Raw genomic sequence first — 26,690 nt, forward strand, 5'->3', positions numbered from 1 at the left:
CCACCGGACCCGGCACGCGGGCGGCCCCGCGCGCCGGGGCTCGGCTCACACCGCCGCCGGCTCCTCGTCCGCGAACTGCGTCGCGTGCAACGTCGCGTACCGGCCGCCGCGGGCCAGCAGCTCGTCGTGCGTGCCGCGTTCGACGATCTCGCCGTGCTCCAGCACCAGGATCTGGTCCGCCGCCCGGACCGTCGACAGCCGGTGCGCGATCACCAGCGCCGTCCGGCCGGCCAGTGCGTGGGTCAACGCTTCGCCGACCGCCGCCTCGGACTCCGAGTCCAGGTGGGCCGTCGCCTCGTCGAGGATCACCACCTTGGGCTGGGCCAGCAGCAGCCGCGCGATCGTCAGCCGCTGGCGTTCGCCGCCCGAAAGGCGGTAACCGCGCTCGCCCACCGTCGTCTCGAGGCCATCCGGCAGCGAATGGACCAGCTCGCCCAGCCGGGCCCGGTCCAGCGCTTCCCAGATCTCGTCGTCGGTAACACCCGGCCGCGCGTAAGCCAGGTTCGCGCGGATCGTGTCGTGGAAGAGGTGCCCGTCCTGGGTCACCACGCCCACGGTTTGCCGCAGGGAAGCGAAACTCAGGTCGCGAACGTCCACATCGGACAGCCGCACCGCACCCGAGTCGACGTCGTACAGGCGCGGCAGCAGGGACGCGATCGTCGACTTCCCCGCCCCGGACGACCCGACCAGCGCGACCATCTGGCCCGGCTCGGCGCGGAACGAGATGCCGTGCAGCACCTCCTCGCCACCGCGGTGGTCGAGCGTCGCGACGTCTTCCAGCGACGCCAGCGAATACCGGTCCGCCGCCGGGTAGCCGAAGCGGACGTCGGCGAACTCGACCGCGACCCCGTCGGACGGCGGCAACGCGCGCGCCGACGGCTTCTCCTTGATCATCGGCTCGAGGTCGAGGACCTCGAAGACGCGCTCGAACGACACCAGCGCGGTCATGACGTCGACGCGCACGTTGGCCAGCGCGGTCAGCGGCGCGTACAACCTGGTCAGCAGCAGCGCCAGCGCGACCACCGTGCCCGGCGCGAGCTTGCCGGTCAGCGCGAGGTAGCCGCCGAGGCCGTAGACCAGCGCCTGCGCCAGCGCCGACACCAGGGTCAGGCTCGTCATGAACCAGCGGGTCAGCATCGCGGTGCGCACGCCGATGTCGCGCACGCGCCCGGCCCGCACCCCGAAGTCGTCCGCCTCCTGCACCGGGCGGCCGAAGAGCTTCACCAGCGTCGCGCCCGGTGCGGAGAAGCGCTCGGTCATCTGCGTGGTCATGCCGGCGTTGAGGTTCGCGGCCTCCCGCTGCAGCCCGGCCATCCGGCGGCCGAGCCGGCGCGCGGGGATGACGAAGATCGGCAGCAGCACCAGCGCGATCACCGTGACCTGCCAGGACAGCGTGAGCATCACCGCCAGCGACAGCGCCAGCTGGATGGTGTTGGTGACCAGCCCGGACAGCGTCGCGGTGAACGTCCGCTGCGCGCCGATGACGTCGTTGTTGAGCCGCGAAACGAGCGCGCCCGTGCGGGTGCGGGTGAAGAACGCGACCGGCATCCGCTGCACGTGCTCGAACACCGCGCGGCGCAGGTCGAAGATGATGCCCTCGCCGATGCGTGCGGACTGCCACCGCTCGATCAGGCCGAACCCGGCGTCCGCGATCGCCAGCGCGGCGATGACGACGGCGAGCCAGACGACCACCGGCAGGTCGTGGCCGCCGACGATCGCGTCGACCACCTTGCCCGCCAGCACCGGCGTCGTCACGGCCAGGACGGCCGAGACGACCGTCAGGACCAGGAACGCCAGCAGGCGCCGCCAATGCGGCCGGGCGAACCGCGCGATGCGCTTGAGCGTGCCGCGGCTGAGCCCCTTCGGCACGTCGTCGGCGCGCATCGCCGAACTCCACAGTCCCCACATGTTGTCCATGGGAAAACCCCCAGTCTCTAAACCTCTACCTTAGCTGAGGTTTTCTCCGGATATGACCTGGACAACGCCACCATCGCCCGTTTCCTTCCCGCAGCCGCTCACCCCGCGCGAACAACCCGCTCCAGCGCGCTCCGCAGCCCTTCGGCGTCCTCGGCGGCCAACGGTGCCAGCAACAGTGCCTCAGCCCGCCGCGTGGCCGCTTCTCCCGCTTCGCGGACCCGCTCCCCGTCACCCGTCAGCGTCACCAGGCGCTTGCGGCGGTCACCCGGCGCGACCTCGCGCCGGACCAGGCCCTTGGCCTCGAGCTCGTCGACGAGCGCGACCATCGTCGTCCGGTCGACGCCGAGCCGCGCCGCACCGTCCTGTTGCGACCGACCCGGCCCGTCGCCGAAGAGGGCCAGCAGCGCGAGCTGCCGCCCGGTGACGCCGAGCGGCTCGTACAGCGGCTCGGCCAGCTCGGCGAGCCGCGCCTGGGCGTGCTTGAGCAGGTAACCGAGCCGCCGGGTGACGGCCGGGGGTGCTTCGAGGTCGCTGGACACGAGAGGACTCTACCTCTACGCTGATCGTCAGTTTTACTGACGATTTGTAATACTGATAATCAGGAGACCACCGTGACCACGATCGGGCTGAAGCCACCCCAGCAGCACCTCGGCATCCGAGAGCTCCGCGAGACCTGGGCGATCGCCGACGACGCCGGCTTCGACGGCTGCTGGGTGTTCGACCACCTCGCCCCGATGGGCCCGGACCGCACCGGCGACGTCTTCGACGGCTGGAGCCTCCTGGCCGCGATGGCCGAAGCGACGGAACGCGTGCGCATCGGATGTCTGGTGGCCGGGAACACCAACCGGCACCCGGGCACGTTCGCGAAGATCGCGGCCACCGTCGACCACCTCTCCGGCGGCCGCCTCGACGTCGGGCTCGGCGCGGGCGGCGACACCCGCACCGACGCGATGATGGGCACACCGACCCCGCCGGCTGTCGAACGCGTCGAAAGACTCGCCGAGGCCTGCGAAATCCTCCGTCTGCTGTGGACTTTGCCGTCGACGGACTTCCCCGGCCGCCACTACACGCTGACCGGCGCGGTGAGCGATCCGAAGCCGTGCCAAGCGAAACCGCCGCTGTGGCTGGGCAGCAGCGGCGAGAAGCGCGGGCTGCGGGTGGTCGCCGAGCACGCCGACGTCTGGCTCAACGCGGCCCTGCCCGGCACCGCGATCGCCGAGCTGCACCGGCTTTCCCGGGTCCTCGACGAGCACTGCGCCGCCGTCGGCCGCGACCCCGCGACGATCCGCCGTGCCGTGCAGTTCCGGCTGCCCGCCGACGCGGACGCGGCGCTGCGGCTGGCGCGGGACTACGTCGAGGCGGGCTTCACCGAGCTGGTCCTGATGCCCGGCGGACCGGACAGCGTCGTCGCGGCCTGCGAAACGGCGGCGAAGCTCCTCCCCCGCCTGCGAGACGTCGGCTGAACCGGGCGGCGGGCCCCTCGGTAGCCTGACCGGGTGGGAACGGAGGTGGGCCGGGCGCCCGCATGGCGGCGCGCGGCACGGCTCTTCACCGCACCGGCGCGCACGCTCGACGTCGCCGCGGTGCGCTGGGACCTGGGGTTCTACCTCGTCTGCCTGGCTTTCGCACTGCCGACCGCGCTCAAGTCCGAGTTCTACGGCTACCGCGTCTGGGGCAACTTCGCGACGGTCGCTTACGGCTTCGGCGTGCTGCACAGCGGGTGGCTGCTGTGGTCCGCGCACCGGGGCCGCGCACCGCGCGGCGTGCTCGGTTCACGCTGGTGCGGCATCGCCGCCGTCGGCTTGTTGGCCATGATCCTTCCGTTGGCGCTTCTGGTGATTCGCCGCCTGACCGGAGTGGACTGGCTGATCACGCCGTTCTCATGGGCCGCGCAGCCCGAGGTCTGGGTGATCGAGCGGTCCGCGGATCTGCTGCTGCACCACGGAACCCCGTACGTCGACGTCACCGCGCTCGGCCGGCCCCCCGAGGTAAACGATTACACGCCCTACGGTCCGGTGATGGCGCTGTTCGGCCTGCCGCGGGCGGTGTTCGGCGGCTCACCGGTGGCGGACGCGCTCACCGACGCCCGCTGGGTGTTCGCCCTGGCCGCCTGCGGCTGTGTGCTGGGCACGCTCAAGCTGCTGAAGTGGCCGAAGGTGCCGGTCGGGGCCGCGCAGCTCGCGCTCGCCTGCCCGCTCACCGCGCTCACCTGGGCCGTCGCCGGCCCGGACCTCGCGATCGTCGGCCTGCTGGTGCTGGCCTGCGCGCTCGCCGCCACCGGGCGGGTCGCGTGGTCGGGACTCGTGCTGGCGCTGGTGATCAGCGCGAAGCTCATCGTCGCGCCCGCGGCCGCGGTGCTGGCGGTGTTCGTGCTGGTACGCCGGGGAAAGCCCGCGCTGGCCCGGTTCCTCGCCGCGCTGGTCGCGACGACGGCCGCGCTGCACCTGCCCGTGTACCTCGTGGACCCGGCCGCGTTCGTCGAACACGTCTTCCGGTTCCCCCTCGGGATGGGCGCCGTGCGGTCGCCCGCGGCGAGCCCGTTGCCGGGCCACCTGATCGCCGGTCTCGGCGTGGTGGGCCAGGTGACGGCGTTCGTGCTGGTGGGCGCCGCCGCCGTGGCCGTGCTGGTCTGGCTGGTGCGCCGGCCCCCCGCGAACGGCTCCGACGCGCTCCTGCGCGTCGCCGTCGGACTCGGCGCGTTGATCCTGCTGACCCCGGCCACCCGCTACGGCTACCTGGTGTACCCGCTGGTCCTGCTCGGGGCCCACCTGGTGTTCCGCGTGGCCGAAGATCCCGCTGCGCCCCCCGCGCAGCAGTCCGCGACTACTTCTTCTTGACCCTGGTGGCCCCGCCGCGCCCCCGCAGCTGGACTCCGGACTCCGACAGCACCCGGTGCACGAACCCGTAGGACCGGCCCGTCGACTCCGCGAGGGCCCGGATGCTCGAGCCCTTCTCGTATTTCTTCTTCAGGTCAGCGGCCAGCTTGTCGCGCGTGTTGCCGGTGATCCGCGCGCCTTTCTTGAGATCAGCCACGTCGATCGCCTTCCCGCCGAGAGTGTTCTGGGCCACATATCGGCCCCTGCCGGGGCAATGATCGAACACTGAGCGCCGGATTGCCAGACGACAGCCGTAAAACGACCGAAATTGCGATCACATTGGGCCATTCCAGTGCCTCACCGGGAGTGATCTTGCACCCGAATGGACGCACCCTCAGGCGAGCTGGACAAGTTCCAGGTAGTCGGCCGACCAGTGGTCCTCGGTCCCGTCGGGCAGCAGGATGACCCGCTCCGGCTCCAGCGCCTCGACCGCGCCCGGGTCGTGGGTCACCAGGACGACGGCGCCGGAGAAGCTGCGCAAGGCGTCCAGGACCTGCGCGCGGCTGGCCGGGTCGAGGTTGTTCGTCGGCTCGTCGAGCAGCAAGACGTTGGCAGCGCTGGAGACCAGGCCGGCCAGCGCGAGCCGGGTCTTCTCGCCGCCGGAAAGCGTGCCGGCGGGCTGGTCGAGTTGTTCGCCGGTGAAGAGGAACGAACCCAGCAGGTTCCGCAACTCCTGCGCTCCGGTGTCCGGAGAGAGATGTCGGATGTTTTCCCACACCGACGCATCATGATCAAGAGTTTCGTGTTCCTGTGCGTAATAGCCCAAACGCATTCCGTGACCCGGCAGGATCTCGCCGGTGTCCGGGGTTTCCATTCCGCCGAGCAGCCGGAGCAAAGTGGTCTTTCCCGCACCGTTCAGGCCGAGCACGACCACCTTCGAACCGCGGTCGATCGCGAGGTCGACACCGGTGAAGATTTCCAGTGAGCCGTACGACTTCGACAGGCCCTCGGCGGTCAGCGGCGTGCGGCCGCAGGGCGCCGGGTCCGGGAACTTGATCCGGGCGACCTTGTCGGCCACCCGGGTCTCGTCGAGCGAGGACAGCATCTGCTCGGCGCGGCGCGCCATGTTCTTGGCCGCCACGGCCTTCGTCGCTTTCGCGCCGAGCTTCGCGGCCTGCTGCTGCAGCGCCGACGCCTTCTTCTCGGCGTTGGCGCGCTCGCGGCGGCGGCGCTTCTCGTCGGTGGCGCGCGCGTCGAGGTAGCGCTGCCAGCCCATGTTGTACAGGTCGAGCTCGGCGCGGGTGGCGTCGAGGAACCAGACCTTGTTGACGACGTCGCCGAGCAGCTCGACGTCGTGGCTGATCACGACCAGGCCGCCGTCGTGCTGCTTGAGGAAGCCGCGCAGCCAGTTGATGGAGTCGGCGTCGAGGTGGTTGGTCGGCTCGTCGAGCAGCAGGATCGTCTCGGACTTGCCACCCGCGCCCGCTTCGGCCGCGGCGAACAGGATCCGGGCCAGCTCGACGCGGCGGCGCTGACCACCGGAGAGCGTCTGCAGGGTCTGCGCGAGGATCCGGTCGGCGAGCCCGAGGTTCGAGCAGATCCGCGCGGCTTCGCTCTCCGCCGCGTACCCGCCGAGGGACGCGAAGCGCTCTTCGAGCCGGGCGTAGCGGTTGATGGCCTTGTCGCGCGCGGCTTCGTCGACGAGCTCGGCCATGGAGGCCTGTGCCTTCTCCATGTCGCGCATCAGCTTGTCGAGGCCGCGCGCGGAGAGCACGCGGTCCTTCGCGGTGACCGAAAGATCACCTTCGCGCGGGTCCTGCGGCAGGTAGCCGAGCTCGCCGCTGCGGCGGACCTCGCCCGCGTGCGGCTCGCCCTCGCCGGCGAGGACCTTCAGCGAGGTGGTCTTGCCCGCGCCGTTGCGGCCGACGAGGCCGATGCGGTCGCCGGACTGGATGCGGACGGTGACGCCGTTGAGCAGGATGCGCGAACCCGCGCGCAGCTCAAGGCCGGTGGCCGTGATCAAGGGAACTCCCGTGGACGGGGGTGAACGGAGGACAGCGACAGGCGGCCACTCGGGCCGCGGCGTCACTCCAGCTGGATATCCACGGAGACCAGTGTACGGGGCGGGGCCCGCGGGTTTTTCCGGACGTGTGCGGTCTCACCCGTCGCGGAGCGTGACCTGCACCGACGTCGCGCGCACGGCCGCCTCTTGGAGAACGGCGAAGCTCGGCTCGCCGACCTCCAGCACGCGGGGCTCCGCGCGGGCGAACAGCGGCGCCAGCCGGCGGTCCGCGCGGAGTTGGTCGAGGGCGCGGCGGTCGCCGCCGAGCACCACGGCGTCCACTTCGGACAACCGCGGCACGAGCACCTCGAAGGCGTCCTTCGCCGCGTCCTGGAGCGCGTGGCGCGCCTGTCCCGCGCGACGCCGGGCGAAGCGCTGCTGGGACCAGCCGCCCGCGGCCGAGCGGCCCTGCACGAGGTGCCGGTCGGTGCGCGAGACCTCGATCCGCCCGGCCCGCGCGATCCCGGCGCTGTGGCTGCCGAGCCGCACGAGCAGCAGCGCGATCCGCCGCGGCAGGAGCACGTGCGCGAGCAGCGCGTCGAGGGAGGGTTCGTCGAGCGGTCCGAAAGGGACGGTCGCGGTGGCGGTGGACCCGTCGGCCGCGGTCACCCGGACCTCGTCCGGCCCGGCCGCGGTGGCGGCGATCCCGCCGTGCCGTTCCGCGAACCGCGCGAAGAAGCCCTCGAGCCGCCCGGCCGGTACCTCGACCGCGCGGCCGCCGCCCGCGACTTCCTGGGGTTTCACGGGGAAAACGGTACGGGGCCGCCGCGAACTTCGCGACGGCCCCGCATCGGGAAACTGCTTACAGCGGGTGCACCGGGCCGTTGTTCGTCACGCCCCGCACGTTCGACGGCGCGCCGGCCGCCGGGGGCTGCACGAACCCGTTGATGTGCAGCGCGACCGAGCGGATGAAGCCGGCGTCGCCGCCCGCCGCGTCCACCACGCCGAACGTCCACGTGCCGTCCGCGGCCGCGCCGGTCAGGCCGCCGGTCAGGGACTGCGTCGGCCGCCAGGTGCCGGTGAACGGCGCGTTCGCCGAGGTCACCGTGCTGAACGCGGCCGCCGCGTTGTCGGCGAAGACGACCTTGCACAGGTTCTTGCCCGAGCTGCCGTTGCGCTGGAACACCGTCGCCTTCGCACCCGAGGGCGCGGTCAGCGTGCCGACCAGGTCACCGACGTAGGAGTGGTTCAGCCCCACCGTCGTCGAGGCCGGGTCGGTGCTGCACGTGGTGCCGTCCACGGAGAACGTCACCTTGGACGCGCGGCCGACCCCGGTGACCGGGATGGTCACCGACGCGCCGACCGGGCTGTTGTCCGGGATCGCCACCGGCGCGCCGGTGTAGGCGAAGTCCTGCGCGACCGGCGACGGGGTGCCGACCGGGAGCGAGAACGTCTGCGTCGTCGGCGAGTGCGCGCCGGCGAAGGTGACGCGGGCGTTCAGCACCACCGGCACGCCGAGCTGCTGGCTCGCCGGGACGGTGATGGTGAAGTCGTTGACGCCGGTCTGTCCCGGGCTGATGGTGCCGTAGGACTTGGACCGCGGCGCGATCGTGACACCCGGGGTCGGGCTGGTGAGCACGACGCTGGTGGACACCGCGGTGCCGTCACCGTCGTTGGTCACCGGCAGCGTCACCTTGGCGGTGTCGCCCGGGTCGAGCGCCGAGCCGCCGTCGGCCGGGGTGACCGTCGGCTGCTTGGCCACCGCGAGCGGCTGCGGGCTGGCGCCGGTGTAGGCCAGCACCTTGTCCGCGAGGATGACGCCGGACCCGGTGAAGTTGTCGCGGCCCGGGGTTTCGATGTCGATCGCGGTGTTGATCAGCGCTTCGCGGACCTCGGACGGGGGCAGCCCGGGGTTGCCGGACAGCACGAGCGAGGCGATGGCGGCCGCGTGCGGTGCGGCGGCCGAAGTGCCGAAGAACGGGTTGAAGCCGGTCACGCTGGTGGTGACGCCGTCGGCCGCGGTGATCTCCGGCTTGTTCCGGACCTCGCCGCCGGTCGAAGACACGTTGCCCGGGGTGATGGGCGTGCCGTCGGCTTCGTAGAACACGCGGCGCGGGCCGTCGGAGGTGAACCGCTCGGCCTTGGTGGCGCCGCTGAACGCGCCCGGGTACGGGCCGGCCGGGTTGGCCGGGTCACCGGGCTCCAGGAGCCGGCCGAACGCCTTGGCCGCCGGGGCCGCCGCGACGCTGAAGGCGTCCCGAGCGGCCGAGTGGCCGACCGTCACGCCCGGGGTGTTGAAGGCCTTGAGGCCGTCCGCCGAGTCGGAGAACCGGCCGCGCAGCGCGGACAGCGACAGGTAGCGGTTCGCCCCGGAGAACTTCACGACGGCCAGGCGCAGCCCGGTGCCGCCGAAGGCCGGCGTCTGCAGGATCTCGAACGGGTCCTGGGTGCCGTCCTGGACGTTCTGGCTGAAGCTGACCACGGCACCCGCGGAGTTGAGCAGGTAGAGGTCGTAGTCGTTGGCCGAGTGCCCGATCGGGTCGGACCAGTGCAGCGTCACCGGGACGCCCGCCGAAGAGGCGTCCGAGATCGGCTCGAAGATCTGGTTGCCCGCCGCGCCGGCGAAGTTGTGCGCGGTGCCGGCGAACTTGCCGACCGACTTGCCCGAGTCGACGAAGTCGCCTTCCCAGTGCCCGGCGGTGCCGCTGGCGACGTTGCCCTCGTTGCCGGCCGAGGAGAAGTACAGCGCGCCGTCGGCGGTCACGTCGTTCACGGCCTGGGCGATGATCCAGTCCTGGAACGGCGATTCCTTGAAGTAGATGACGTCGTCGACGATGACGTCGCAGTGCGACTCGAAGCGCAGCTTGCGGATGTTGTCCGCGAAGCTGGCGTCGGAGTTGAACGCGGAGGCGAAGCCCAGCTTCGCGTTGGGCGCGAGGTCGTGGATGATCTCGAGCATCGCGGTGCCCTCGTCGCCGTCGCCCTCCTGGCCGGCGATGACGTCGACGTCGGGCGGCAGTTCGCCCTTGGCCACCGAAGCGGCCAGGGAGTCGACGCCGTCGGACAGGGCGCACGCCTTGACGCCGACGCCGGTGACGCCGAACTGCTGGCGCGCGATGTCGGCGTTGTGCGCGCGGTCGCCCTCGCTGGTGAGGGTCGCGGCCGCGGCGGCGCTGCGCTGGGACTTGGCGCTGACGGCCTTCTGCAGCTCGCCGGCGATGCGGTCGGCCTTCTGCTGCTTGGTTTCCGCCTTGCCGGGGGTGGTCGCGGGGGTGGCCAGCTCGCGGGCGGTCATCGCCCCGTCGGCCTGCTCGACGCGCTGGACGTCGCCGCGGGCGGCGATCTCGCTGACCTTCGCCACCGGGACTTCGGCCCGGACGCTGCCGTAGCGGTCGGACACCGCGCGGATGCCCGCGCCGGCCTTGGTGAGCCCGGCGATCAGGTCCGGCGAGACCTTGCTCGCGCGGACGTCGACCAAGACGGTCCCGGCCGCGGAGACGCCGGACTGGAGCGCGTTCAGCTGCTTGGTGACGCCCTTTTCGGCGACGAGCAGCTTGCTGTCCACTTTGGACTCGACGGCGGTGCGGCCCGCCTTGACCGCCTGCAGCGCGGCGATCTGCTGCTGGGCGGTCTCGGTGAAGGCGTCCGGTGTGGACGCGGCGGCGGCCCCCGCCGCGGGTGGGGAAACCAAGCCGAGCGCGGCGAGCAGGGCCGCGGCTCCGGCGGTGAGCACAGTGGATCTCGATCTGTTGGAACGGGTACGACGCACGGGCGCCCTCCGAATCTCCAGGCGCGTGCCCCGACTCACGCTGACCGACCGCCGGTGATCACCGGCAGGATCAAGCTAAGTACGGTGTGTACTACGTAAGAACCCGCCGTTCGAGTGACAAAGGACGGGTAATTTCCGGAACCGGCCGGATGTCGTAGGCCGTTCAGCGCAACGGTGAACTTCCCACCGGACAAGGGCGGGACATCGACCCCACCGCAAGGGGCGACCACCGGCTGGGACGTCCACAATCACCACCGCCGGCGCGTGCACCCGCGCGGCCGGCGGGGGAAAGCCGTTACCGCGCTCAGCGCACGAACGAGTCCTGCCGCCACGGCACGCCGGTGCGCCGCCGGCCACCGCTCACCCTTACCTCGCGAGCGAACAGCCGTCCGGCACCGCGGCGACCCGCCCGGCACGCACCGCGGGCGCGGGCAGCAGGCGGCCCGCTGCAGACAGCCCGTCTCCGCGCGCTCAGAGCACGAACGAGTCCTGCCGCCACGGCACGCCGGTGCGCCACCGGCCACCGCTCACCCTTACCTCGCGAGCGAACAGCCGTCCGGCACCGCGGCGACCCGCCCGGCACGCACCGCGGGCGCGGGCAGCAGGCGGCCCGCTGCAGACAGCCCGTCTCCGCGCGCTCAGAGCACGAACGAATCCGACCACGGTTGCGAAGCCCGCCCCGACAGCGCGTCCAAAAGGGTCACCGCCTGCTTGTCCGTCAGCGAAGCCACGAAGTCCACCACCGCACGGCCCCGCGCCAGCCCCCGCACCGCGTCCGCGCCGGTCACCGGCTCGCCCGTCGCGCCGACCAGCAGCTCCGGCGCCGTCCGCGCCAGGCCGTCGTACTCGGCTCGAGCCAGCTCGACCAGGTCGTGCAGGCGGCGCGGGAGGCGCGACACCTCGTCGCGGTCGAGCAGCCACGCGTCGAGCGCGTCGACCAGGCTCGTCACCAGCCCGGCCTGGCCGCGCTGGTGCAGCGCCAGGTCGGGGCGCAGCAGCACGAACCGGCGGTGCACGAACTTGAGCACCTGGACCTCGTGCCACTGGGCGGGCCGCAGCGAGACGTGCCCGGTGCGGGTGGACGGCGACGCGAGCACGACCACGCCGTCGACCAGCCGGGCCGTCCAGTTCGCCGAGAACGCCGCCGTCGCCTGCTCGGCCTCGATCGAGCCGTCGAACTCCCCGGCCAAGAGCCCGTCGACCAGCTCCGCGCGCACCCGCGCGACGGCCGCGGCGAACGCGTCGTCGTCGACGATCCACGCGTCCTTGGCCTGCATGCGGCGGCGCAGCCGTTCCAGCGAGCGGCCCGGGCGGCGCAGGTCCGCGTGCAGCGCCTCGTCGTCCAGCGCCGCCAGTTCGGCCGCGTGCTCGAGCCACTCCCCCAGCTCCGCGGCGACCGGCGCGTGCTGCAGCACCCCGATGCGGTGGAAGTCCTGGAGGTCGTGGATGGCGTAGGCGATGTCGTCGGCGGTGTCCATCACGGACGCCTCGACGGTCTGCTGCCAGCCTTCGACGCGGCCCGCGAACGCCGCGCGCGCGTGCTCGAAGTCGTCGAGTTCGGTGGCGTAGGCGGAGAACTTGGCCGCGCCGGTGCCCGGCAGGTCGCCGGGCTCGCCGGCCCCGCGCGGCGGCACGGCCATCGCGGACGGGTGCGGCGCGGGGTGGTGCAGCCGCAGCCACGGGTACTTGAGGACGGCGGCGCGCACCGCCGTGGTCAGGTCGAGCCCGACCGCCGACGGCCCGCGCACGTCGGTCGTGGTGATGATCCGGAACGTCTGCGCGTTGCCTTCGAAGCCGTCGGCGAGGCCGAAGCGGTGCCGGGCGATCCGGTCGAGCGTCTGCTCGCCGAGGTGCCCGAACGGCGGGTGCCCGAGGTCGTGGGCGAGCGCGGCGGCCTCGGCGACGTCGGGGTCGCAGCCCCCCAGCTTGTCGGCGAGGCCGGCGTCGGGCCCGGCGGTGATGCGCTCGGCGATGGCGCGGGCGACCTGCGCGACCTTCAGGCTGTGCGTGAGCCGGTTGTGCAGCAGCCCGGCCCCGCCGGCGCTGACCACCTGCGTCACCCCGCCGAGGCGCGCGAAGAACGGCGACGCGGCGATCCGGTCGCGGTCGATCCGGAACGGGCTGGTCGCCAGGTCGGTGAACCCGCCGGCGCCGGCCGCGGGGTCGCGCCGGGCCGTCCGCGGGTCGGTCTCCTGATCCATGCGCCCGACCCTATCCGGCGATTCACCTGAACGGCGGGCAGGCGCGTGGGTACCCCGGTGGCATGTCCCGACGGATGGTCACGGCACTCGCGGTCCTCGCCTTCACCCCGGCCGCCTGCGGCGTCACACCCGGCGCACCCGGCCCGCCGACGGTCGTCAAGACCGCGACCTCGGCGCCCGCGCCGCTGGTCAAGGTCCCGGACGTCTCCGGGATGAACCACCAGGACGCCCAGGACGCGATGCAGCGCGCCGGGCTCTACAACCTGCGCGAGGTCGACGGCTCCGGGCAGGGCCGGATGCTGGTGATCGACCGCAACTGGGTGCAGACCGGCCAGGACCCCGCGCCCGGCACCGAGGTCCGGGCGGACGCGGTGATCACCCTGACCGCGGTGAAGTACACCGACCGCTAGGCCTCCGGCGGGGTCGTGTACGCCTTCAGCGTGCGGTCGGCGGCCGCGCGTGCCTTCGCCGGGTCCGCGCCCGCCGCGACGTCCGCCTCGTACCAGGCCTCGTTCGACGCCGTCATGAAGCGGATGCCCTCGGGCGACATCATCCAGGCCATCGCCGCTTCCGGGTCGACCGCCGAACCGCGGTTGGCCAGGTGCAGGACCAGGCCGACCAGCGCGCCGTCCCAGCCGATGCCGACGGCGCCCGGGCCGAACTCGTCCCAGCGCTCGTCGACGTGGGCGACGTGCTCCAGCTCGAACCGCGTGCCCTCGCCCTCCGCGGTCAGCCGTACCTCGATCCAGCTCACCTGGCCACCGAACTCCCAGGTGGCCGCGAAGCTCTTCGGCGGGTCGCAGCGCTGGACCGTGCCGCCCGCGTTGCCCTCCAGCTGGTAGCTGCCGCCGACCTTCAGCTCGCCCTTCACCGGCAGGAACCAGCGCGGGATGCGCTCGGGGTTCGTGCAGGCGTCCCACAGGTCGTCGACGTCGGTGTCGTAGACCTGGCTGATCGTGAGCACCCGGGCCTGCTTCCCCTCGAGCACCCGGTCGCCGAGGGTCCGGCGCACGGCGCTGATCTGGTGGCTGACTTCGATCACGGGGAGTCTCCTTGTTCGGTGAGGCGCCGGGCGCGCTTGCCGCGGGCGATTTCGGTGGCCAGTGCGTCCAGGGGCGGTGTCCAGTACCGGCGGAACCGGTCGAGCCAGACGTCGACGTCGCGCAGCGGCGCGTGCCCGACCGCGTAGAGCCGCTTCGTCCCGTCCTGGCGGACGACCGCGAAGCCGCTCTCCCGCAGGACCTTCAGGTGCTGCGACACGGCGGGTTGCGAGATGCCGAACTCGGCCCGGATCACCTCGGTGACCGCGCCGGCCGCCCGCTCGCCGTCGGCCAGCAGCTCGAGGATCCGGCGGCGGACCGGGTCGCCGAGGACGTCGAACGCGTGCACCCGGCCAAGCTACAAGCTCGTACTTATATAAGTCAAGGCTGAACTAGTGGCGGTTGTCACGCGCAGTTGCTCCGATGTGGGTAACGCCGGTGAACATCAGACGACATCCGTTTCGCTCGCGCGGCCCAGCCGCGAGGATCGGATCGTGAAGTCGCCACGCGCGGTCCGCTTCGCCTTCCAGCCGCTGTACAGCCTCCAGACCGGGGGTGTCGTGGCGCACGAAGCGCTGGCCAGGCCCGGCCACGGAACGGTCCCCGACCTCCTCGCGCAGGCCCGTCGCGAAGGCCGGCTCGCCGAAGCCGACCTCGGGCTCGCCATCGCCGCCGTCCGCCAGGATGCCGAAGAGCCGACCTCGCTCCCCCTGCACCTGAACCTCTCCGCCCGCACGCTGGCCGCGCCCGCGGCGATGTTCGACGACCTGCTGGCCGAGCTCGGCGACGCCGGCCGCCGCACCCGGGACGTCGTGCTCGAGATCGGGCCGCCGTTCGCGGCGGTGCCCGGCGAGCGCGCGCTGTCCGGGATGCGGGCGCTGACCGAGCTGGGCTTCCGGCTCGCCCTCGACGGGCTCGGCCGCGGTGACCTGCCGCTGGGCCTGCTCGTCGACGCGCCGGTCGACGTCGTCAAGCTCGACCGCACGGTGCTGCGCGGCCTGCCGGACGACCCGGCCGCGGTCGCCGTCGTCGAGGCGCTGCTGCACTTCACGAACCGCACCGGCACGCGGCTGGTCGCGACCGGGCTGGAGACCGACGCCCAGCTCGAGGCCGTCCGCGGGCTCGGCGTCCGGATCGCGCAGGGCAACCTGCTGGCCCCGCCCACGGCGGAAGGCCCGGCCCCGGCCCTGCTGACGCGGCCGCGCGCGGCCGTCGCACCGGGTCCGGCGAAGTGCGTCGGCGACTTCCTGCGCCCGGCGACGACGTTGCCGGAGTCCGCGACGTGCGACCAGGTCCGCGAGGTGCTTGCGGCGGCCGACGCGCCTTCGGGCGTGGTCGGGGTGGACGAGCTGAACCGGCCGCGCTGGTCGGTCGACCGGACGCGGTTCCTGGTCGCCGTGACCGGCCCGTACGGGCACGCGCTGCACGCGAAGCGCCCGGCGGCCCGGCTCGCCGACACCCCGCACACGATCGAGGCCCGCGCCGGCGCGATGGAGTTCCTCGAGCTGGTCACCGACGCCGACTGGGGCCGCACCGGCGACGACGTCGTCGTGGTCGACGAGGTCGGCCGCTGCCTCGGCGTCGTGCTGGTGACCGAGGTGGTGCGCGGGGTGGCCGAGGCGAAGGTCGAGGCCGCGGCGGCGTTGAACCCGCTGACCCGGCTGCCGGGCAGCGACACGGTCGCCCGCGACGTCACCCGCCGCATCACCATCGGCGAGCCGTTCGTGGCGGCGTGGCTCGACATCGACAGCTTCAAGGCGGTCAACGACACAGCGGGGTTCGCCGCGGGCGACAACCTGATCCGCGAGCTGGGCCGCGCCCTCACCGACCTGAGCGGCGGCCTGCGCCGCATGCGGGTGAGCCACGTCGGCGGCGACGACTTCCTGGTGGTCTGCGACGTCGACGAGATCGCCACGGTGGCCGGCGCCCTGCTGGACCGCCACTGGTCGGCCGACGGCCTCCCGGTGACGGTGTCGCTGGCGACGCTGGTCTGCGCGAGCGACGCGATCCGTTCGTACCAGGAGGTTTCGCGGCTGCTGGCGCCGTTGAAGAAGCGCGCGAAGGCGGTCCCCGGGTCGAGCTGGGTCCTCGGCCGCCCGGGCGCGGAGCGCGTCGAAGTTTTGCGCGGCATCGGCACCCGCGGCTTGCAGGCCGCCGCGGGTTGACACCCACCGGCGAACCTTCGCGGGTCAACGGCCCGTCGCGCCGTCGATCAGCTCGCGCAGGATGTCCATGTGGCCGGCGTGGCGGCCGGTCTCCTCGATCAGGTGGGTCAGCGTCCACCGCAGGCCCGCCACGTCGCCGGCCGGCACCGCCGCGTCCACCCTCGCCGCCGTCTCTCGGTACGCGCCGACGATGTCCTCCACGCTTTCGCCCGGCTTGGCGTGGAAGGTCGCCGCCCAGCGAGTGGTCCGCTCGCCCAGGACCCAATGGCGCTCGACGTGCGTCAGGTGCTTCACCAGCCCGAGCAGGTTCGTCCCGGACGGCACCCCCGGCGTCCGCACCGCGGGCTCCGCGACGCCGTCGACCTTCGCGATCACCGCGGCACGCAGGTAACCGAGGAAGCCCAGCAGCACCTCCCGCTCCCCCGGGCCGGTCCGCGGCGGGCCGGCGTCCCGGCGCGCCATCAGGCGGCCCGCCGGACGACCAGCACGTGGTCGGTCACCGTCGCCGTCTGCCCGCCCGGGCCGGTCGCCACCCGCCGCGGCGCGTCCGCGCGCTCGGCCCGCCAGCCGGCGTCCAGCTCCAGCTCGGCGAACACCGCGTCCGGCGTGGGGAAATCGCCCTCGGTGTTCCACGACCAGGGTGCGGCCGACCCGTGGTCGACGACCACCAGCCGGCCGCCGGGACGCAGTGCGTGCGCCGCGGTGCGCAGGACCCGGGCCCGCGGCAGCTCGAACGGCGTGTGGAAGTACTGCGCGGACACCAGGTCGAACTCCCCCGCCGGGAACTCCTCCGCCAGGTCCACGCGGACCGCGGACACCCGCAGGCCACGCGCGTTCTCCGCCAGGCGGGCCACGGCGTTGGCCGAGATGTCGGCCGCGGTGACCCGCCAGCCGCGCGCGGCCAGCCAAAGCGCGTCACCGCCGGCGCCGCAGCCCAGGTCCAGCGCCGTGCCCGGCGGCAGTTCGGCGGCGATCTCGGCGAGCAGGGGGTTCACCCGGGTGGTGCGGGGCTCGCGGTAGTGGTCGTCCCAGAAGCGGACGGCGTCCATGACTCTCCTTCGTGCGGGGTAACGGCGTTCACCGTGCCCCGTGGGCCCTCGGCGGCGCACGAAAACTTGCCGGACCGGCAAGACTGGGGGCATGAGCGACGAGATCGACACCGTCCTGGACGCGGTCGGGCCGCGGTTGCGCGCGCTGCGGCGGCAGCGCGGCGGCACCCTGGCCGGGGTCTCGGCCGAGACCGGGATCTCGGAAAGCACCCTGTCGCGGCTGGAAAGCGGGCTGCGGCGGCCGAATCTGGAACTGCTGCTGCCGCTGTCACGCGCCTACGACGTCCCGCTCGACGACCTCGTCGGCGCCCCGCGCACCGGCGACCCGCGCGTCCACCTGCACCCGGTGCACCGGTACGGCATGACGTTCGTGCCGCTCACCCGCCGCCCCGGCGGCGTGCACGCGTACAAGATGCTGATCCCCGCGACTGGCGAGCCCGCCGAGCCGACGCCGCAGACGCACAGTGGCTACGAGTGGCTCTACGTCCTCAACGGGACGCTGCGGCTGGTCGTCGGCGACCGCGACCTCGACCTGCCGCCGGGCGAGGCCGCGGAGTTCGACACGACCGCGCCGCACTGGCTGGGCTCCGCCGACGGCCGTGCGGTCGAGCTGCTGATCCTGTTCGGCCTGCAGGGCGAGCGCGTGCACGTCCGGCCGCGCGACGATCAGCCGTGAGCCGCCCGGTAGCCCGCGAACCGTTCGTCGACTTCCTCGGGCGTCAAGCCGAAGTCCGCGAGGCTGTACCGGTGCACGGGCTTCCGTTCCCCCGTCCGGCTTTGCCCGTGCACCGCGGTCATGGCCGCCCGCGCCTCGCCGGTGAGATCGAGTCCGAAGTGGTCGTACACAGTGGACACCGTGCCGATCGGGTCGGCGACGAAGTCTTCGTAGGCCACGTCGCAGAACTGCGCCGGGTCGTAGCGCCCTCGGGCCAGCAGGAAGTCGTCGGCGCCGCGGGCCCACAGGTCGAGCTGGCCGCGGCCGATCACCTCGCCGCGGAACTTCGCCGACCAGCCGTCCGCGGCCTTTTCGGCGAGGCTGCACATCGAGCCCATGATCGTCCGCGGCGCCCGGTGCGTCTGGATCACCAGCGCGTCCGGGTAGTTCGCCATCAGCGCGTCCAGCGCGAACAGGTGGCTCGGGTTCTTGAGTACCCAGCGCTTGCCCGCGTCCGGCAGCCCGATCAGCTGCAGGTTGCGCCGGTGCCGGGCGTAGGCGTCCGTCCAGTCCTCTTTGGCCAGCCAGCGCGAGTAGCGCGGGAGGTGCGCGAGGCACTCGAACGAAACCGAGCGCATCGACTGGCGCAGCAGCTGCCAGCACTCCTCCACCTGGTCGGCGGACATGTGGTGCACGCCCATGAACTCCGGGTGCTCGACGTGGTGGCGTTCGTACCCGGCCTGGATCCCTTGGAAGATCGGGTTTTCCGCCCACGTCTCCCGCGGCGGCCGCGGCTGCGGGACCTCCGCGAGCCACACCTCGAGACCCTGGTGCGCGGGGTCCTCGACGAGCAGCCGGTGCAGCGCGGTGGTGCCGGTGCGGGGCAGGCCGGTGACGAAGATCGGCCGTTCGACGCGGACGTCCGCGTAATCCGGGTTCTGCTTCCAGGACGCCTCGCTCAGCAGCCGCGCCACGAGCGCGCCGCGCAGCATCGCCCGGTGCACCTTGTTGCCGAACGGCGTGAGGTCCTCGTCGGCCTCGTACGACTCCAGCAGCACGCGCAGGCCCTCGAGGTATTCGCCGGTGCCGAAGTCGTCGAGCCCGGTGAGCTTCGAGGCCGATGCGTGCAGGTCTTCGACGGTGCCGACGTCTTCGCGGCCGGGGAGCATCGAACCTCCTAGTGGTGGTACTCGCCGCCGTTGACGTCGAGGCACTGCCCGGTGATCGCGCGCGCCATCGGCGAGGCGAGGAACACGACGGCGTCGGCGATCTCGTCGGGCTCGGGCAGCTTGCGCAGGTCTATCGTGGACGCGGTTTCGGCGTAGACCTCTTCGGGCGTGATCCCGCGTTCCTTGGCCAGGTAAGTGAAGTACCACTTGAGGTTCGGCGCCCAGATATAGCCGGGCGCGACGGTGTTGACGCGGACGCCGTCCGGGCCGACCTCGCTGGCGAGGCTCTGTGACAGCGACAGCAGCGCGGACTTCGCCATCTTGTACGCGCCGAACGTGCGCCGGGAATGCCGCAGCACGGCCGAATTGATCATCACCAGCGAGCCCTTGCTCTCCTTGAGCGCGGGCAGGAACAGCCGGGTCAGCCGGAGCACCGAGATCGCCGCGGTTTCGAAGCCCTTCCGGACGGCGTCGAGGTCCACAGTGGCCAGATCGGTCAGCGGCGGGACAGCGAAGGCGTTGTGCACCACCGCGTCGACGCGGCCGAACGCCTCCAGTGCCTCGTTGGCGAGGTTCTCGGCGGAGCCGGCGTCGTCGATGTCGGTCCGGATCGCGACGGCGCGGCGCCCGAGGTCGGTGACCTCCTTGGCGACCTCGGTGAGCCGCGACTCGGTGCGCGCGGCGAGCACGACGTCCGCGCCCGCCGCCGCGCTCCGCACGGCGATCGACCGGCCGAGTCCCGGGCCGATGCCCGAGACCACGACGACCTTGCCCTGCAACAGATCCGCCACGCTCACCCCAGCATCCGGGCGGCGACGGCGTCCTGCCGCGCCGCGATCCGCGCCGTCCACTCGGCCGGCGTCACGCGTGCTTCCTCGTGGTAGGGCAGCCGGTCCGGCAGCTCGTCCACCTTGACCACCTCGACCACCGGGCCGTCGGCCGCGCCGAGGTCCCGGTCGAGCCGCTGCCAGCGGATCTGGACGTACCCGCGGTCGTGCCCGGTGCGCTCCAGCCAGTTCGCCAGCCCCGGGTCGCGCTCGCTGATCACGAACCGGATCTTGCCGTCGGGGTCGACGCGCGCCTGGTCGGCGGTGAGGCTCGTCTGGTGGTTGATGTAGTCGAGCGAGACGTACCAGAGGCTGCCGAGCTGGATGCCCTGGTAGGGCGCGTCCGCGCAGCGCGGCACGGTGACGATCAGCGCCTCTTCGTCGCCGAGCTCGTAGTGGCCGGCGGAGGAGAACTGCGTGGTCAGGCCGCCGGGGGTCGACCGCGGCTCGGTCATCGTGTTGACCGGCAGGTCGTCGTAGAACCACTTCGGGAAGGCGAGGAACGTCTTGAGCCGGCTCAGCAGCATCTTGCCGGTGACGCCGTAGCGCTTGGCCAACGCCGTCCGGTCGGGCACCGGTGGCGCCTGCCCGGCGGTGTCGACGCACCGGATCCGGATCTCGCCGCGCCGCTCGGTCGCCCAGTCGCTGTGGACCTCGCGGACCACGAGCATCGAGGAGCCCTTGCCGAGGGTGAAGTAGTTCGGGCCCGGGTTCTCGCGGGCCGGGCCGAAGCGCAGTTCGAACCGGCCGTCTTCGCCGATTTCGATGGCGCGGTCGTCGAACGCGGTCAGGCTGTCGGGCACCACGACGGGCGAGTAATCGCCGTTGAGGACCTGGAAGCTCAGGTCGGCGGTCGTCCCGCGGACGCCGGTGACCAGGTACTCGCGGTCGTCGCGGATGTTCGCGTTGAAGTAGAGGGTGTCCGGGTTGTCCAGGCCCATCTTCGTGTACGGCCCGGTGGACGCGGTGAAGTACGGGAAGTCGCGCTGGTAGGCCCAGGCCATCTGCACCGACGCTCGGATGCTGCCGGCGAGGTAGTCGTAACCCTCGAGGAGGTCCTGCTCGGTCTTCACGTGCGGCGCTCCGGCGATCAGCTTCTCGGCCTCGGCGATGGCGTCGGCGAACGGCCGGGTCAACGAGAACTCGTTCTCGATCATGCCGGCACGGCCCAGCGGTTCGCGAGCAGCCGGAAGCCCGGGGTGTCCGCCCAGGAGAGCATCGACTCGTACGTCCGGACGTAGCCGATGTGCGTCATGCGCCAGGCGCCGTCGGCTTCGCGGCGGTAGGTGTCCTCGTAGAACGCGGCACCTTCGATGATCACCTTGTGCTCGGGCACGATGACCTTGTCGGTGAACGACCACCGCCCGGTCGCGGTGTCGCCGTCGACTTCGATCTCGGGCTGACCTGCGTGGTGCACGGTGATGATGCCGTTGCCGAGGCTCTCGGTGAGGAACGCGACGATGGCGTCGCGCCCTTCGAAGTGCTTCCCGTCCTCGCCGGTCGCGCGGGTCCCGTAGTCGGCCGTGGCGTCGGCGGTGAAGGTGTCGGCCACCTCGTCCCACTGCTTCAGGTCGACCGCGCGGAGGTAGCGGTACTTCAGCCGGCGGATCTCTTCGAGTACGACCAGGTCCATCGTCCCAGGGTCCCGCACCGCTTGACCGATGACAAGAACATGTTCTACTTTTTTCCGGTGTCCGTGACCTCGTACGAGCTCTCGCACCTGGCCGCGCTCGAAGCGGAGGCAGTGCACGTCTTCCGCGAGGTCGCGGCGACCTTCGAGCGCCCGGTCCTGCTGTTCTCCGGCGGCAAGGACTCCGTGGTGATGCTCCACGCCGCCGCCAAGGCGTTCTGGCCGGCGCCACTCCCCTTCCCGGTGCTGCACGTCGACACCGGCCACAACTTCGACGAGGTGCTGCGCTTCCGCGACGAGACCGTCGCCGCGCTGAACCTGCGCCTCGAGGTCGCGAGCGTGCAGGACGACATCGACGCCGGCCGCGTCGTCGAGGAGACCGGCCCGGGCACCAGCCGCAACCGGCTGCAGACCGTGACGCTCCTGCGCGCGATCCGCGAGGGCGGGTTCGACGCCGTGTTCGGCGGGGCCCGCCGCGACGAGGAGAAGGCCCGCGCGAAGGAACGCGTGTTCAGCTTCCGCGACGAGCACGGCCAGTGGGACCCGCGGGCGCAGCGCCCGGAGCTGTGGAACCTCTACAACGGGCGGCACCGCCGCGGTGAGCACATCCGCGTCTTCCCGCTGTCGAACTGGACCGAGCTCGACATCTGGCAGTACGTCCGGGACGAACGGATCGCGCTGCCGCCGCTGTACTACGCGCACCAGCGTTCCGTGGTGCAGCGCGACGGCATGCTGCTGGCGGCCACCCGGTTCCTGTCCCTGGTGGACGGCGAGACGCCGTACGAGGCGACCGTGCGCTTCCGGACCGTCGGCGACGCCACCTGCACGGGCTGCGTCGAATCGTCGGCGTCGACACCGTCCGAAGTGGTCGCCGAGGTGGCCGCCACCCGCGTCACCGAGCGCGGCGCGACGCGGGCGGACGACCGGATTTCCGAGGCAGGCATGGAAGACCGCAAGCGGGAGGGCTACTTCTGATGCAGCTGCTGAGGATCGCCACGGCGGGCAGCGTGGACGACGGGAAGTCCACGCTGATCGGCAGGCTGCTGTTCGACTCGAAGGCGATCTTCACCGATCAGCTCGCCGCCGTCGAACGCGCCAGCCGTGAACGCGGCGAGGACTACCCGGACCTCGCGCTGCTCACCGACGGCCTGCGCGCCGAGCGCGAGCAGGGCATCACGATCGACGTCGCGCACCGCTACTTCGCCACGCCCAAGCGGAAGTTCATCATCGCCGACACCCCGGGGCACCTGCAGTACACGCGGAACATGGTGACCGGCGCGTCGACGGCGGACCTGGCGCTGGTCCTGGTGGACGCGCGCAAGGGCGTGCTGGAGCAGTCGCGGCGGCACGCGTTCCTCGCCTCGCTGCTCGGGATCGGGCACCTCGTGGTGTGCGTGAACAAGATGGACCTCGTCGGGTGGTCGGCGGCGCGCTTCGAGGAGATCCGCGAGGAGTTCCGGCGGTTCGCGATGAAGCTCGACGTCGCCGACCTGACGTTCGTGCCGGTTTCGGCGCTGCACGGCGACAACGTCGTCCACCGCAGCGCGAGCATGCCCTGGTACGAGGGGACTTCGCTGCTGCACCAGCTCGAAGAGGTGCACGTCGCCTCCGACCGCAACCTGATCGACGCCCGGTTCCCGGTGCAGTACGTCATCCGCCGGCCGGACTTCCGCGGCTACGCGGGCACCATCGCGGGCGGGGTGTTCAAGCCGGGCGACGAGGTGGTGGCGCTGCCGTCGGGGTTCACCTCCCGCGTCCGCGCGGTGTGGGGCCCCGGCGGGACCCCGCTCGCGGAAGCCTTCACCGGCCAGGCGGTGACGGTCGAGCTGGCCGACGACCTGGACCTAGGGCGCGGCGCGATGCTCTGCCGCCCGGGCAACCGCGCGGAGACCGCGCGCGAGGTCGACGCGCTGGTGTGCTGGTTCTCCTCGCGGTCGTCGCTGACGCCGGGCGCCACGTTCGCGGTGCGGCACACGACGTCCGAGACGCGGGGCACGGTGGAGAAGCTGGAGTACCGCCTCGACGTGACGACGCTGCACCGCGACTCCGCGGAATCGTTGTCCTTGAACGACATCGGCCGCATCCGGCTGCGCACGCGGGCGCCGCTGCTGTTCGACCCGTACCGCCGCAACCGCGCCACGGGCGGGTTCCTGCTGGTCGACGAGCACACCGGCGACACGGTCGCGGGGGGCATGATCACCGGCGCCCCGGCGTCCCCGGTCGTCTGGCACACCGCGGCGGTCCGCCGCGAGGACCGCCCGACCCGCGGCGCGACGGTGTGGCTCACCGGCCTTTCGGCATCGGGCAAGTCGTCGGTGGCGGTGGAGCTCGAACGCCGGCTGGTCGCGGCCGGCCGCCCGGCGTACCTCCTCGACGGCGACAACCTGCGCCACGGACTGAACGCGGGCCTCGGTTTCAGCCCGGAGGACCGCGCGGAGAACGTCCGGCGGGTGGCCGAGGTGGCCCGCCTGTTCGCGGACGCGGGCGTGGTGGCGATCGCGTCCCTGATCAGCCCTTATGCGTCGGACCGGGCTCGCGCGCGGGAGGTGCACGCGGACCTGCCGTTCGTGGAGGTCTTCGTGGACACGCCCCTGGAGGTGTGCGAGGCACGCGACCCGAAGGGGATGTACGCGAAGGCGCGTGCCGGGGAGATCAAGGGGTTCACCGGCGTCGACGCGCCGTACGAGCGGCCGTCCTCGCCGGACCTGATCCTCCACCCGGCCGACGGCGACCCGGCGACCATGGCCGCCGCCGTCCAGGCCCTCCTCGACGACCTCGGCTAACCGGCTTCGAGCACGAAGAACAGGAAGCTCGGGAAGGTGTCGAGGATCGGGAAGTCGTCCGGGAACAGCTCGCGGGCCGCCGCCGTGGGCCGGGGTTCGTGGACGACGGCGATCCGGAACCCCGCCGCGGTGAACGCGTCGGTCATCGCGTGCAGCGGCTTGTTCCAGAAGGTCATCCGGGCGACCTGTCCGTGCATCGGGAATTCGTCGGTCCAGGTGTAGTGCGCGAAGTAGTCGGGCCGGGGGCCTTCCTGGCGGTGCGTGAGGTTGACCATGAGCGGGTGGTTGACCGAGGCGATCAGCCGGCCACCGGGTTTGAGCACCCGGCGCAGCTCCCCGAGCGGTGGCGCCCAATCGCGCAGGTAGTGCAGCACGAGCGAGGCGGTGACGAGGTCGAACTCCCCGTCGGGGAAGGGCAGCGGCTCGGCGAGATCGGCGACGCGCAGATCGGCGTCTTCACCGAGCCGCTTCCGCGCCAGGTCGACCATGCCACCGCTCTGGTCGAACCCGGACACCTTGGCACCCCGGTCCCGCAACGCGGCGAAGAGCGGACCGGACCCGCACCCGGCGTCGAGCACGCGCTGTCCGGCCACGTCCCCGGCGAGCGCGATGGCCGCGGGCCGTTCGTAGTGGGCGTTCATCAGGCTGGACTCGTTCTCGGCCGCGTAGGCCTCGGCGAAGCTGTCGTAATCGGCAGTCATCCGTTCATCCTGCCGGAAGCACGAACCCCGAGTCGTAGGCCCGGATCACGGCCTGGGTCCGGTCGCGGGCGCCCAGCTTCGCCAGTACGTTGCCCACGTGGGTCTTCACCGTCTGAACACCCAGGTACAGCTCGCCCGCGATCTCCACATTGGACAGTCCGAGGGCCATCAGGCGCAGGACTTCGCGTTCCCGATCGGTCAGGTTGACGCTCGCCAGCCCGTCGCCGGCCGGGGCGTGGCCGGCCGCCAGGCGGCGGATCGCCGCCGGGAACAGCAGGGACTCCCCCGCCGCCACGGTCCGGATCGCCGTCACGATCTCCTCCGGCCGGGCCCGCTTGAGCAGGAACCCGCTGGCGCCGGCGCGCAAGGCGTCGTAGACGTAGTCGTCGTTCTCGAAGGTGGTCACCACGACCACCTTCGGCGGGTCCACAGTGGACATCAGGTGCGTGGTGGCGGCGATCCCGTCGACGGCGGGCATCCGCACGTCCATCAGCACGACGTCCGGCCGCAACCGCGCCACGAGCCCGGGCACCTCGGCCCCGTCGGTGGCCTCGCCGACCACGGAGAGGCCGTCCTCGCTGTCGACGATCGCCCGCAACCCGGCCCGGATCAGCGGCTCGTCGTCGACCAGCAGCACCCCGACGCTCACCGCCCGCTCCCCCACGGCACCCGCACCACGACCTCCCACCGCTCGTCCACCCGTCCCGCCGACAGCTCGCCGCCCAGCACCGCCGCCCGCTCGGCCATCCCCCGCAGTCCCCGGCCCCCGCCGGCGCGGCCGACGGAAACCGACAGCGGGTTCGCCACCCGCGCCACCAGCTCGTGCGCCGCGATCTCGACGGCCACCGCCACCGGGACCCTACCGGCGTGCCGCACCGCGTTCGTCAGGCATTCCTGCAGGATCCGGTACACCTCCCGCGACACGACCGCCGGCACCGCGGCCGGCTCGCCGGTGATCTCGGCCGTGACCGGGGTGCCCGCCAGCCGGGTCGTCTCCAGCAACGCCGGCAGCTCGGTCAATGTCGGCTGCGGCGCCCGCCCCGCCGCCTCCTCGCGCAGCAGGCCGAGCACGTGGTCGAGGTCCTCGAGCGCCGTCCGGGCGGAGTCCTCGATCGCGCCCAGCGCCCGCTCGGTGAAGTCCGGGTCGGTGCGCAGCGTCCGCCGGGCCGCGCCCGCCTGCAGCGTGACGACGCTCAGCGCGTGCCCCACCGAATCGTGCAGCTCCCTGGCCAGGCGATTGCGCTCGGCGAGCTGCTCGGTCCGCCGTTCCAGCCGGGCGATGCGGTCGGCGGCGCTCATCCCGAGCAGCGCCGTCGCGGCCCGGCGCAGCAGGCCGCCGATCGCCCAGACCGCGTACACCAGCAGCACCCCGCCGAGCACGAACACGGCGGGCAGCCACGCCGACGCCCAGCCCACCGGCACCGTCAGCTCGCCGTCGCTGGTTTCGACGAGCTGACCGGTGAACACCGCGCTGACCGAAAGCCCGATCGCGACCGGCGCGAGCAGGCTGAAGAGGCTGACGACGAACCCGGCGACGACGTGCAGCACGAACATCCCCGCGGCCTGCCGCTTGCCGCGCCGGGTGTGCGGTTTCGCGGGGGCGTCCGGCACCGGGTCGTCCAGCAGCTCGCGGACCGCGGTGGATTCGAGCACGTGCACCGCGGGCAGGAACGCCGTGCCGGCCAGGACGAGCAGCGTGAGCCCGCCGCCGAGCACGGTGGCCCGCTCGATCGTGGTGACGAACGGCAGCACCGACGGCACGGCGATCGCGGAGAACAGCAGGTAGGGCACGCTGATCGCGCCACCGAGCACGAGGTACACCCAGCGGCGGTAGGTCGCCTTGCCCGTCAGGGGGCGGAGTACGCGCACCGGCCGATCTTCGCAGCCGGCCGCGGCGCGCGCCTCCCCCTCGCGATGGAGCAGTTCGTCGTTGTCGGCGGCCGCGATGTGCAGCAAGTCGTTCTCG

At 72.4% G+C, this 26,690-nt stretch carries 25 protein-coding genes; 7 read left to right on the top strand and 18 right to left on the bottom strand.

The window, feature by feature from the left end; translation table 11 throughout:
* Positions 1–45: 45 nt before the first annotated feature.
* Together MUY14_RS21925 and MUY14_RS21930 are read right to left on the bottom strand one after the other, a co-directional pair.
* A complete protein-coding gene (locus MUY14_RS21925) occupies positions 46–1,917 on the bottom strand; it encodes an ABC transporter ATP-binding protein (protein WP_247011419.1) in 1,872 nt (623 codons plus the stop codon).
* A gap of 98 nt (positions 1,918–2,015) precedes the next feature.
* Positions 2,016–2,456, bottom strand: coding sequence for a MarR family winged helix-turn-helix transcriptional regulator (locus tag MUY14_RS21930; RefSeq protein ID WP_247011421.1), 441 nt, complete (start codon positions 2,454–2,456; stop codon positions 2,016–2,018).
* A 72-nt stretch (positions 2,457–2,528) separates the two neighbouring features.
* On the opposite strand from MUY14_RS21930, the gene MUY14_RS21935 reads away from it, so the two are divergent.
* Both MUY14_RS21935 and MUY14_RS21940 read left to right on the top strand, forming a co-directional pair.
* Positions 2,529–3,380, top strand: a complete 852-nt coding sequence (locus MUY14_RS21935; RefSeq protein ID WP_247011422.1) for an LLM class flavin-dependent oxidoreductase — start codon at positions 2,529–2,531, stop codon at positions 3,378–3,380.
* 33 nt (positions 3,381–3,413) lie between these two features.
* Positions 3,414–4,754 (top strand): glycosyltransferase 87 family protein, encoded by a 1,341-nt coding sequence (locus MUY14_RS21940; RefSeq protein WP_247011424.1) that lies wholly within the window; start codon positions 3,414–3,416, stop codon positions 4,752–4,754.
* Here MUY14_RS21940 and MUY14_RS21945 read toward each other — a convergent pair.
* The 5 genes from MUY14_RS21945 to MUY14_RS21965 all read right to left on the bottom strand — a co-directional run bounded on the left by MUY14_RS21945 (position 4,741) and on the right by MUY14_RS21965 (position 12,705).
* Positions 4,741–4,950, bottom strand: coding sequence for a helix-turn-helix domain-containing protein (locus MUY14_RS21945; protein ID WP_003071237.1), 210 nt, complete (start codon positions 4,948–4,950; stop codon positions 4,741–4,743). The two genes, MUY14_RS21940 and MUY14_RS21945, sit on opposite strands and share 14 nt — an antisense overlap.
* Before the next feature lie 177 nt (positions 4,951–5,127).
* Entirely contained in the window at positions 5,128–6,756 is a 1,629-nt protein-coding gene (locus MUY14_RS21950; RefSeq protein WP_247011426.1) for an ABC-F family ATP-binding cassette domain-containing protein, read from the bottom strand.
* 135 nt (positions 6,757–6,891) lie between these two features.
* Entirely contained in the window at positions 6,892–7,539 is a 648-nt protein-coding gene (locus MUY14_RS21955; protein ID WP_247011428.1) for an acVLRF1 family peptidyl-tRNA hydrolase, read from the bottom strand.
* Between the two features lie 58 nt (positions 7,540–7,597).
* A complete protein-coding gene (locus MUY14_RS21960; RefSeq protein ID WP_247011431.1) occupies positions 7,598–10,468 on the bottom strand; it encodes a S8 family serine peptidase in 2,871 nt (956 codons plus the stop codon).
* A 674-nt stretch (positions 10,469–11,142) separates the two neighbouring features.
* Positions 11,143–12,705 (bottom strand): deoxyguanosinetriphosphate triphosphohydrolase family protein, encoded by a 1,563-nt coding sequence (locus tag MUY14_RS21965; protein ID WP_247011432.1) that lies wholly within the window; start codon positions 12,703–12,705, stop codon positions 11,143–11,145.
* Between the two features lie 62 nt (positions 12,706–12,767).
* Here MUY14_RS21965 and MUY14_RS21970 point away from each other — a divergent pair, with 62 nt between their 5' ends.
* The gene (locus MUY14_RS21970) at positions 12,768–13,115 is read left to right on the top strand and encodes a PASTA domain-containing protein (RefSeq protein ID WP_247011433.1); all 348 of its coding nucleotides are present in this window, start codon (positions 12,768–12,770) and stop codon (positions 13,113–13,115) included.
* Here the strand turns inward: MUY14_RS21970 and MUY14_RS21975 are convergent.
* Both MUY14_RS21975 and MUY14_RS21980 read right to left on the bottom strand, forming a co-directional pair.
* Positions 13,112–13,747: an SRPBCC family protein gene (locus tag MUY14_RS21975; RefSeq protein WP_247011435.1), complete on the bottom strand. Its 636-nt coding sequence runs from the start codon at positions 13,745–13,747 to the stop codon at positions 13,112–13,114. The genes MUY14_RS21970 and MUY14_RS21975 overlap by 4 nt on opposite strands.
* Entirely contained in the window at positions 13,744–14,094 is a 351-nt protein-coding gene (locus tag MUY14_RS21980) for a helix-turn-helix transcriptional regulator (RefSeq protein WP_247011437.1), read from the bottom strand. Before MUY14_RS21980 ends, MUY14_RS21975 begins: the two co-directional genes overlap by 4 nt.
* Before the next feature lie 145 nt (positions 14,095–14,239).
* Here MUY14_RS21980 and MUY14_RS21985 point away from each other — a divergent pair, with 145 nt between their 5' ends.
* On the top strand, positions 14,240–15,910 hold the full coding sequence (locus MUY14_RS21985) for a GGDEF domain-containing protein (protein WP_247011439.1): 1,671 nt from the start codon (positions 14,240–14,242) through the stop codon (positions 15,908–15,910).
* Positions 15,911–15,934: 24 nt separating this feature from the next.
* Here MUY14_RS21985 and MUY14_RS21990 read toward each other — a convergent pair whose 3' ends face one another.
* Both MUY14_RS21990 and MUY14_RS21995 read right to left on the bottom strand, forming a co-directional pair.
* Positions 15,935–16,372, bottom strand: coding sequence for a DinB family protein (locus tag MUY14_RS21990; RefSeq protein ID WP_247011441.1), 438 nt, complete (start codon positions 16,370–16,372; stop codon positions 15,935–15,937).
* A complete protein-coding gene (locus tag MUY14_RS21995) occupies positions 16,372–16,959 on the bottom strand; it encodes a bifunctional 2-polyprenyl-6-hydroxyphenol methylase/3-demethylubiquinol 3-O-methyltransferase UbiG (protein WP_247011443.1) in 588 nt (195 codons plus the stop codon). The genes MUY14_RS21990 and MUY14_RS21995 overlap by 1 nt, the downstream gene beginning before the upstream one ends.
* Before the next feature lie 91 nt (positions 16,960–17,050).
* Here MUY14_RS21995 and MUY14_RS22000 point away from each other — a divergent pair, with 91 nt between their 5' ends.
* A complete protein-coding gene (locus MUY14_RS22000; protein WP_247011445.1) occupies positions 17,051–17,635 on the top strand; it encodes a helix-turn-helix domain-containing protein in 585 nt (194 codons plus the stop codon).
* On the opposite strand, the gene MUY14_RS22005 is transcribed toward MUY14_RS22000, so the two are convergent.
* The 4 genes from MUY14_RS22005 to MUY14_RS22020 are packed head-to-tail and all read right to left on the bottom strand — an operon-like array spanning position 17,626 to position 21,243.
* Positions 17,626–18,783 carry a sulfotransferase gene (locus MUY14_RS22005; RefSeq protein ID WP_247011446.1) on the bottom strand — a complete coding sequence of 386 codons (1,158 nt, stop codon included), beginning with the start codon at positions 18,781–18,783 and terminating at the stop codon, positions 17,626–17,628. The genes MUY14_RS22000 and MUY14_RS22005 overlap by 10 nt on opposite strands.
* Positions 18,784–18,791: 8 nt before the next feature.
* Complete coding sequence (locus tag MUY14_RS22010) at positions 18,792–19,580, bottom strand: SDR family oxidoreductase (protein WP_247011448.1); 789 nt, start codon at positions 19,578–19,580, stop codon at positions 18,792–18,794.
* Positions 19,577–20,767, bottom strand: coding sequence for a hypothetical protein (locus MUY14_RS22015; protein WP_247011450.1), 1,191 nt, complete (start codon positions 20,765–20,767; stop codon positions 19,577–19,579). The genes MUY14_RS22010 and MUY14_RS22015 overlap by 4 nt, the downstream gene beginning before the upstream one ends.
* Entirely contained in the window at positions 20,764–21,243 is a 480-nt protein-coding gene (locus MUY14_RS22020) for a nuclear transport factor 2 family protein (RefSeq protein WP_247011453.1), read from the bottom strand. The genes MUY14_RS22015 and MUY14_RS22020 overlap by 4 nt, the downstream gene beginning before the upstream one ends.
* A gap of 39 nt (positions 21,244–21,282) precedes the next feature.
* On the opposite strand from MUY14_RS22020, the gene cysD reads away from it, so the two are divergent.
* Positions 21,283–22,215, top strand: coding sequence for a sulfate adenylyltransferase subunit CysD (cysD, locus tag MUY14_RS22025; protein WP_247011455.1), 933 nt, complete (start codon positions 21,283–21,285; stop codon positions 22,213–22,215).
* Positions 22,215–24,023 (top strand): adenylyl-sulfate kinase, encoded by a 1,809-nt coding sequence (gene cysC, locus MUY14_RS22030; RefSeq protein WP_247011457.1) that lies wholly within the window; start codon positions 22,215–22,217, stop codon positions 24,021–24,023. The genes cysD and cysC overlap by 1 nt, the downstream gene beginning before the upstream one ends.
* On the opposite strand, the gene MUY14_RS22035 is transcribed toward cysC, so the two are convergent.
* The 3 genes from MUY14_RS22035 to MUY14_RS22045 are packed head-to-tail and all read right to left on the bottom strand — an operon-like array spanning position 24,020 to position 26,593.
* The gene (locus MUY14_RS22035; RefSeq protein ID WP_247011459.1) at positions 24,020–24,724 is read right to left on the bottom strand and encodes a methyltransferase domain-containing protein; all 705 of its coding nucleotides are present in this window, start codon (positions 24,722–24,724) and stop codon (positions 24,020–24,022) included. The two genes, cysC and MUY14_RS22035, sit on opposite strands and share 4 nt — an antisense overlap.
* A gap of 4 nt (positions 24,725–24,728) precedes the next feature.
* Positions 24,729–25,373 carry a response regulator transcription factor gene (locus MUY14_RS22040; protein ID WP_247011461.1) on the bottom strand — a complete coding sequence of 215 codons (645 nt, stop codon included), beginning with the start codon at positions 25,371–25,373 and terminating at the stop codon, positions 24,729–24,731.
* Complete coding sequence (locus tag MUY14_RS22045) at positions 25,370–26,593, bottom strand: sensor histidine kinase (RefSeq protein ID WP_247025198.1); 1,224 nt, start codon at positions 26,591–26,593, stop codon at positions 25,370–25,372. The genes MUY14_RS22040 and MUY14_RS22045 overlap by 4 nt, the downstream gene beginning before the upstream one ends.
* Positions 26,594–26,690 lie beyond the last annotated feature (97 nt).

The sequence above is a fragment of the Amycolatopsis sp. FBCC-B4732 genome (assembly GCF_023008405.1).
GTDB lineage: Bacteria > Actinomycetota > Actinomycetes > Mycobacteriales > Pseudonocardiaceae > Amycolatopsis > Amycolatopsis pretoriensis_A.

Coding starts and splice junctions, on each gene's coding strand:
- MUY14_RS21925 (WP_247011419.1), bottom strand. CDS start 1,917: ATGGACAACATGTGGGGACTGTGGAGTTCGGCGATGCGCGCCGACGAC.
- MUY14_RS21965 (WP_247011432.1), bottom strand. CDS start 12,705: ATGGATCAGGAGACCGACCCGCGGACGGCCCGGCGCGACCCCGCGGCC.
- MUY14_RS21970 (WP_247011433.1), top strand. CDS start 12,768: ATGTCCCGACGGATGGTCACGGCACTCGCGGTCCTCGCCTTCACCCCG.
- MUY14_RS21990 (WP_247011441.1), bottom strand. CDS start 16,372: ATGGCGCGCCGGGACGCCGGCCCGCCGCGGACCGGCCCGGGGGAGCGG.
- MUY14_RS21995 (WP_247011443.1), bottom strand. CDS start 16,959: ATGGACGCCGTCCGCTTCTGGGACGACCACTACCGCGAGCCCCGCACC.
- MUY14_RS22000 (WP_247011445.1), top strand. CDS start 17,051: ATGAGCGACGAGATCGACACCGTCCTGGACGCGGTCGGGCCGCGGTTG.
- MUY14_RS22005 (WP_247011446.1), bottom strand. CDS start 18,783: ATGCTCCCCGGCCGCGAAGACGTCGGCACCGTCGAAGACCTGCACGCA.
- MUY14_RS22015 (WP_247011450.1), bottom strand. CDS start 20,767: ATGATCGAGAACGAGTTCTCGTTGACCCGGCCGTTCGCCGACGCCATC.
- MUY14_RS22020 (WP_247011453.1), bottom strand. CDS start 21,243: ATGGACCTGGTCGTACTCGAAGAGATCCGCCGGCTGAAGTACCGCTAC.
- cysD (WP_247011455.1), top strand. CDS start 21,283: ATGTTCTACTTTTTTCCGGTGTCCGTGACCTCGTACGAGCTCTCGCAC.
- cysC (WP_247011457.1), top strand. CDS start 22,215: ATGCAGCTGCTGAGGATCGCCACGGCGGGCAGCGTGGACGACGGGAAG.
- MUY14_RS22035 (WP_247011459.1), bottom strand. CDS start 24,724: ATGACTGCCGATTACGACAGCTTCGCCGAGGCCTACGCGGCCGAGAAC.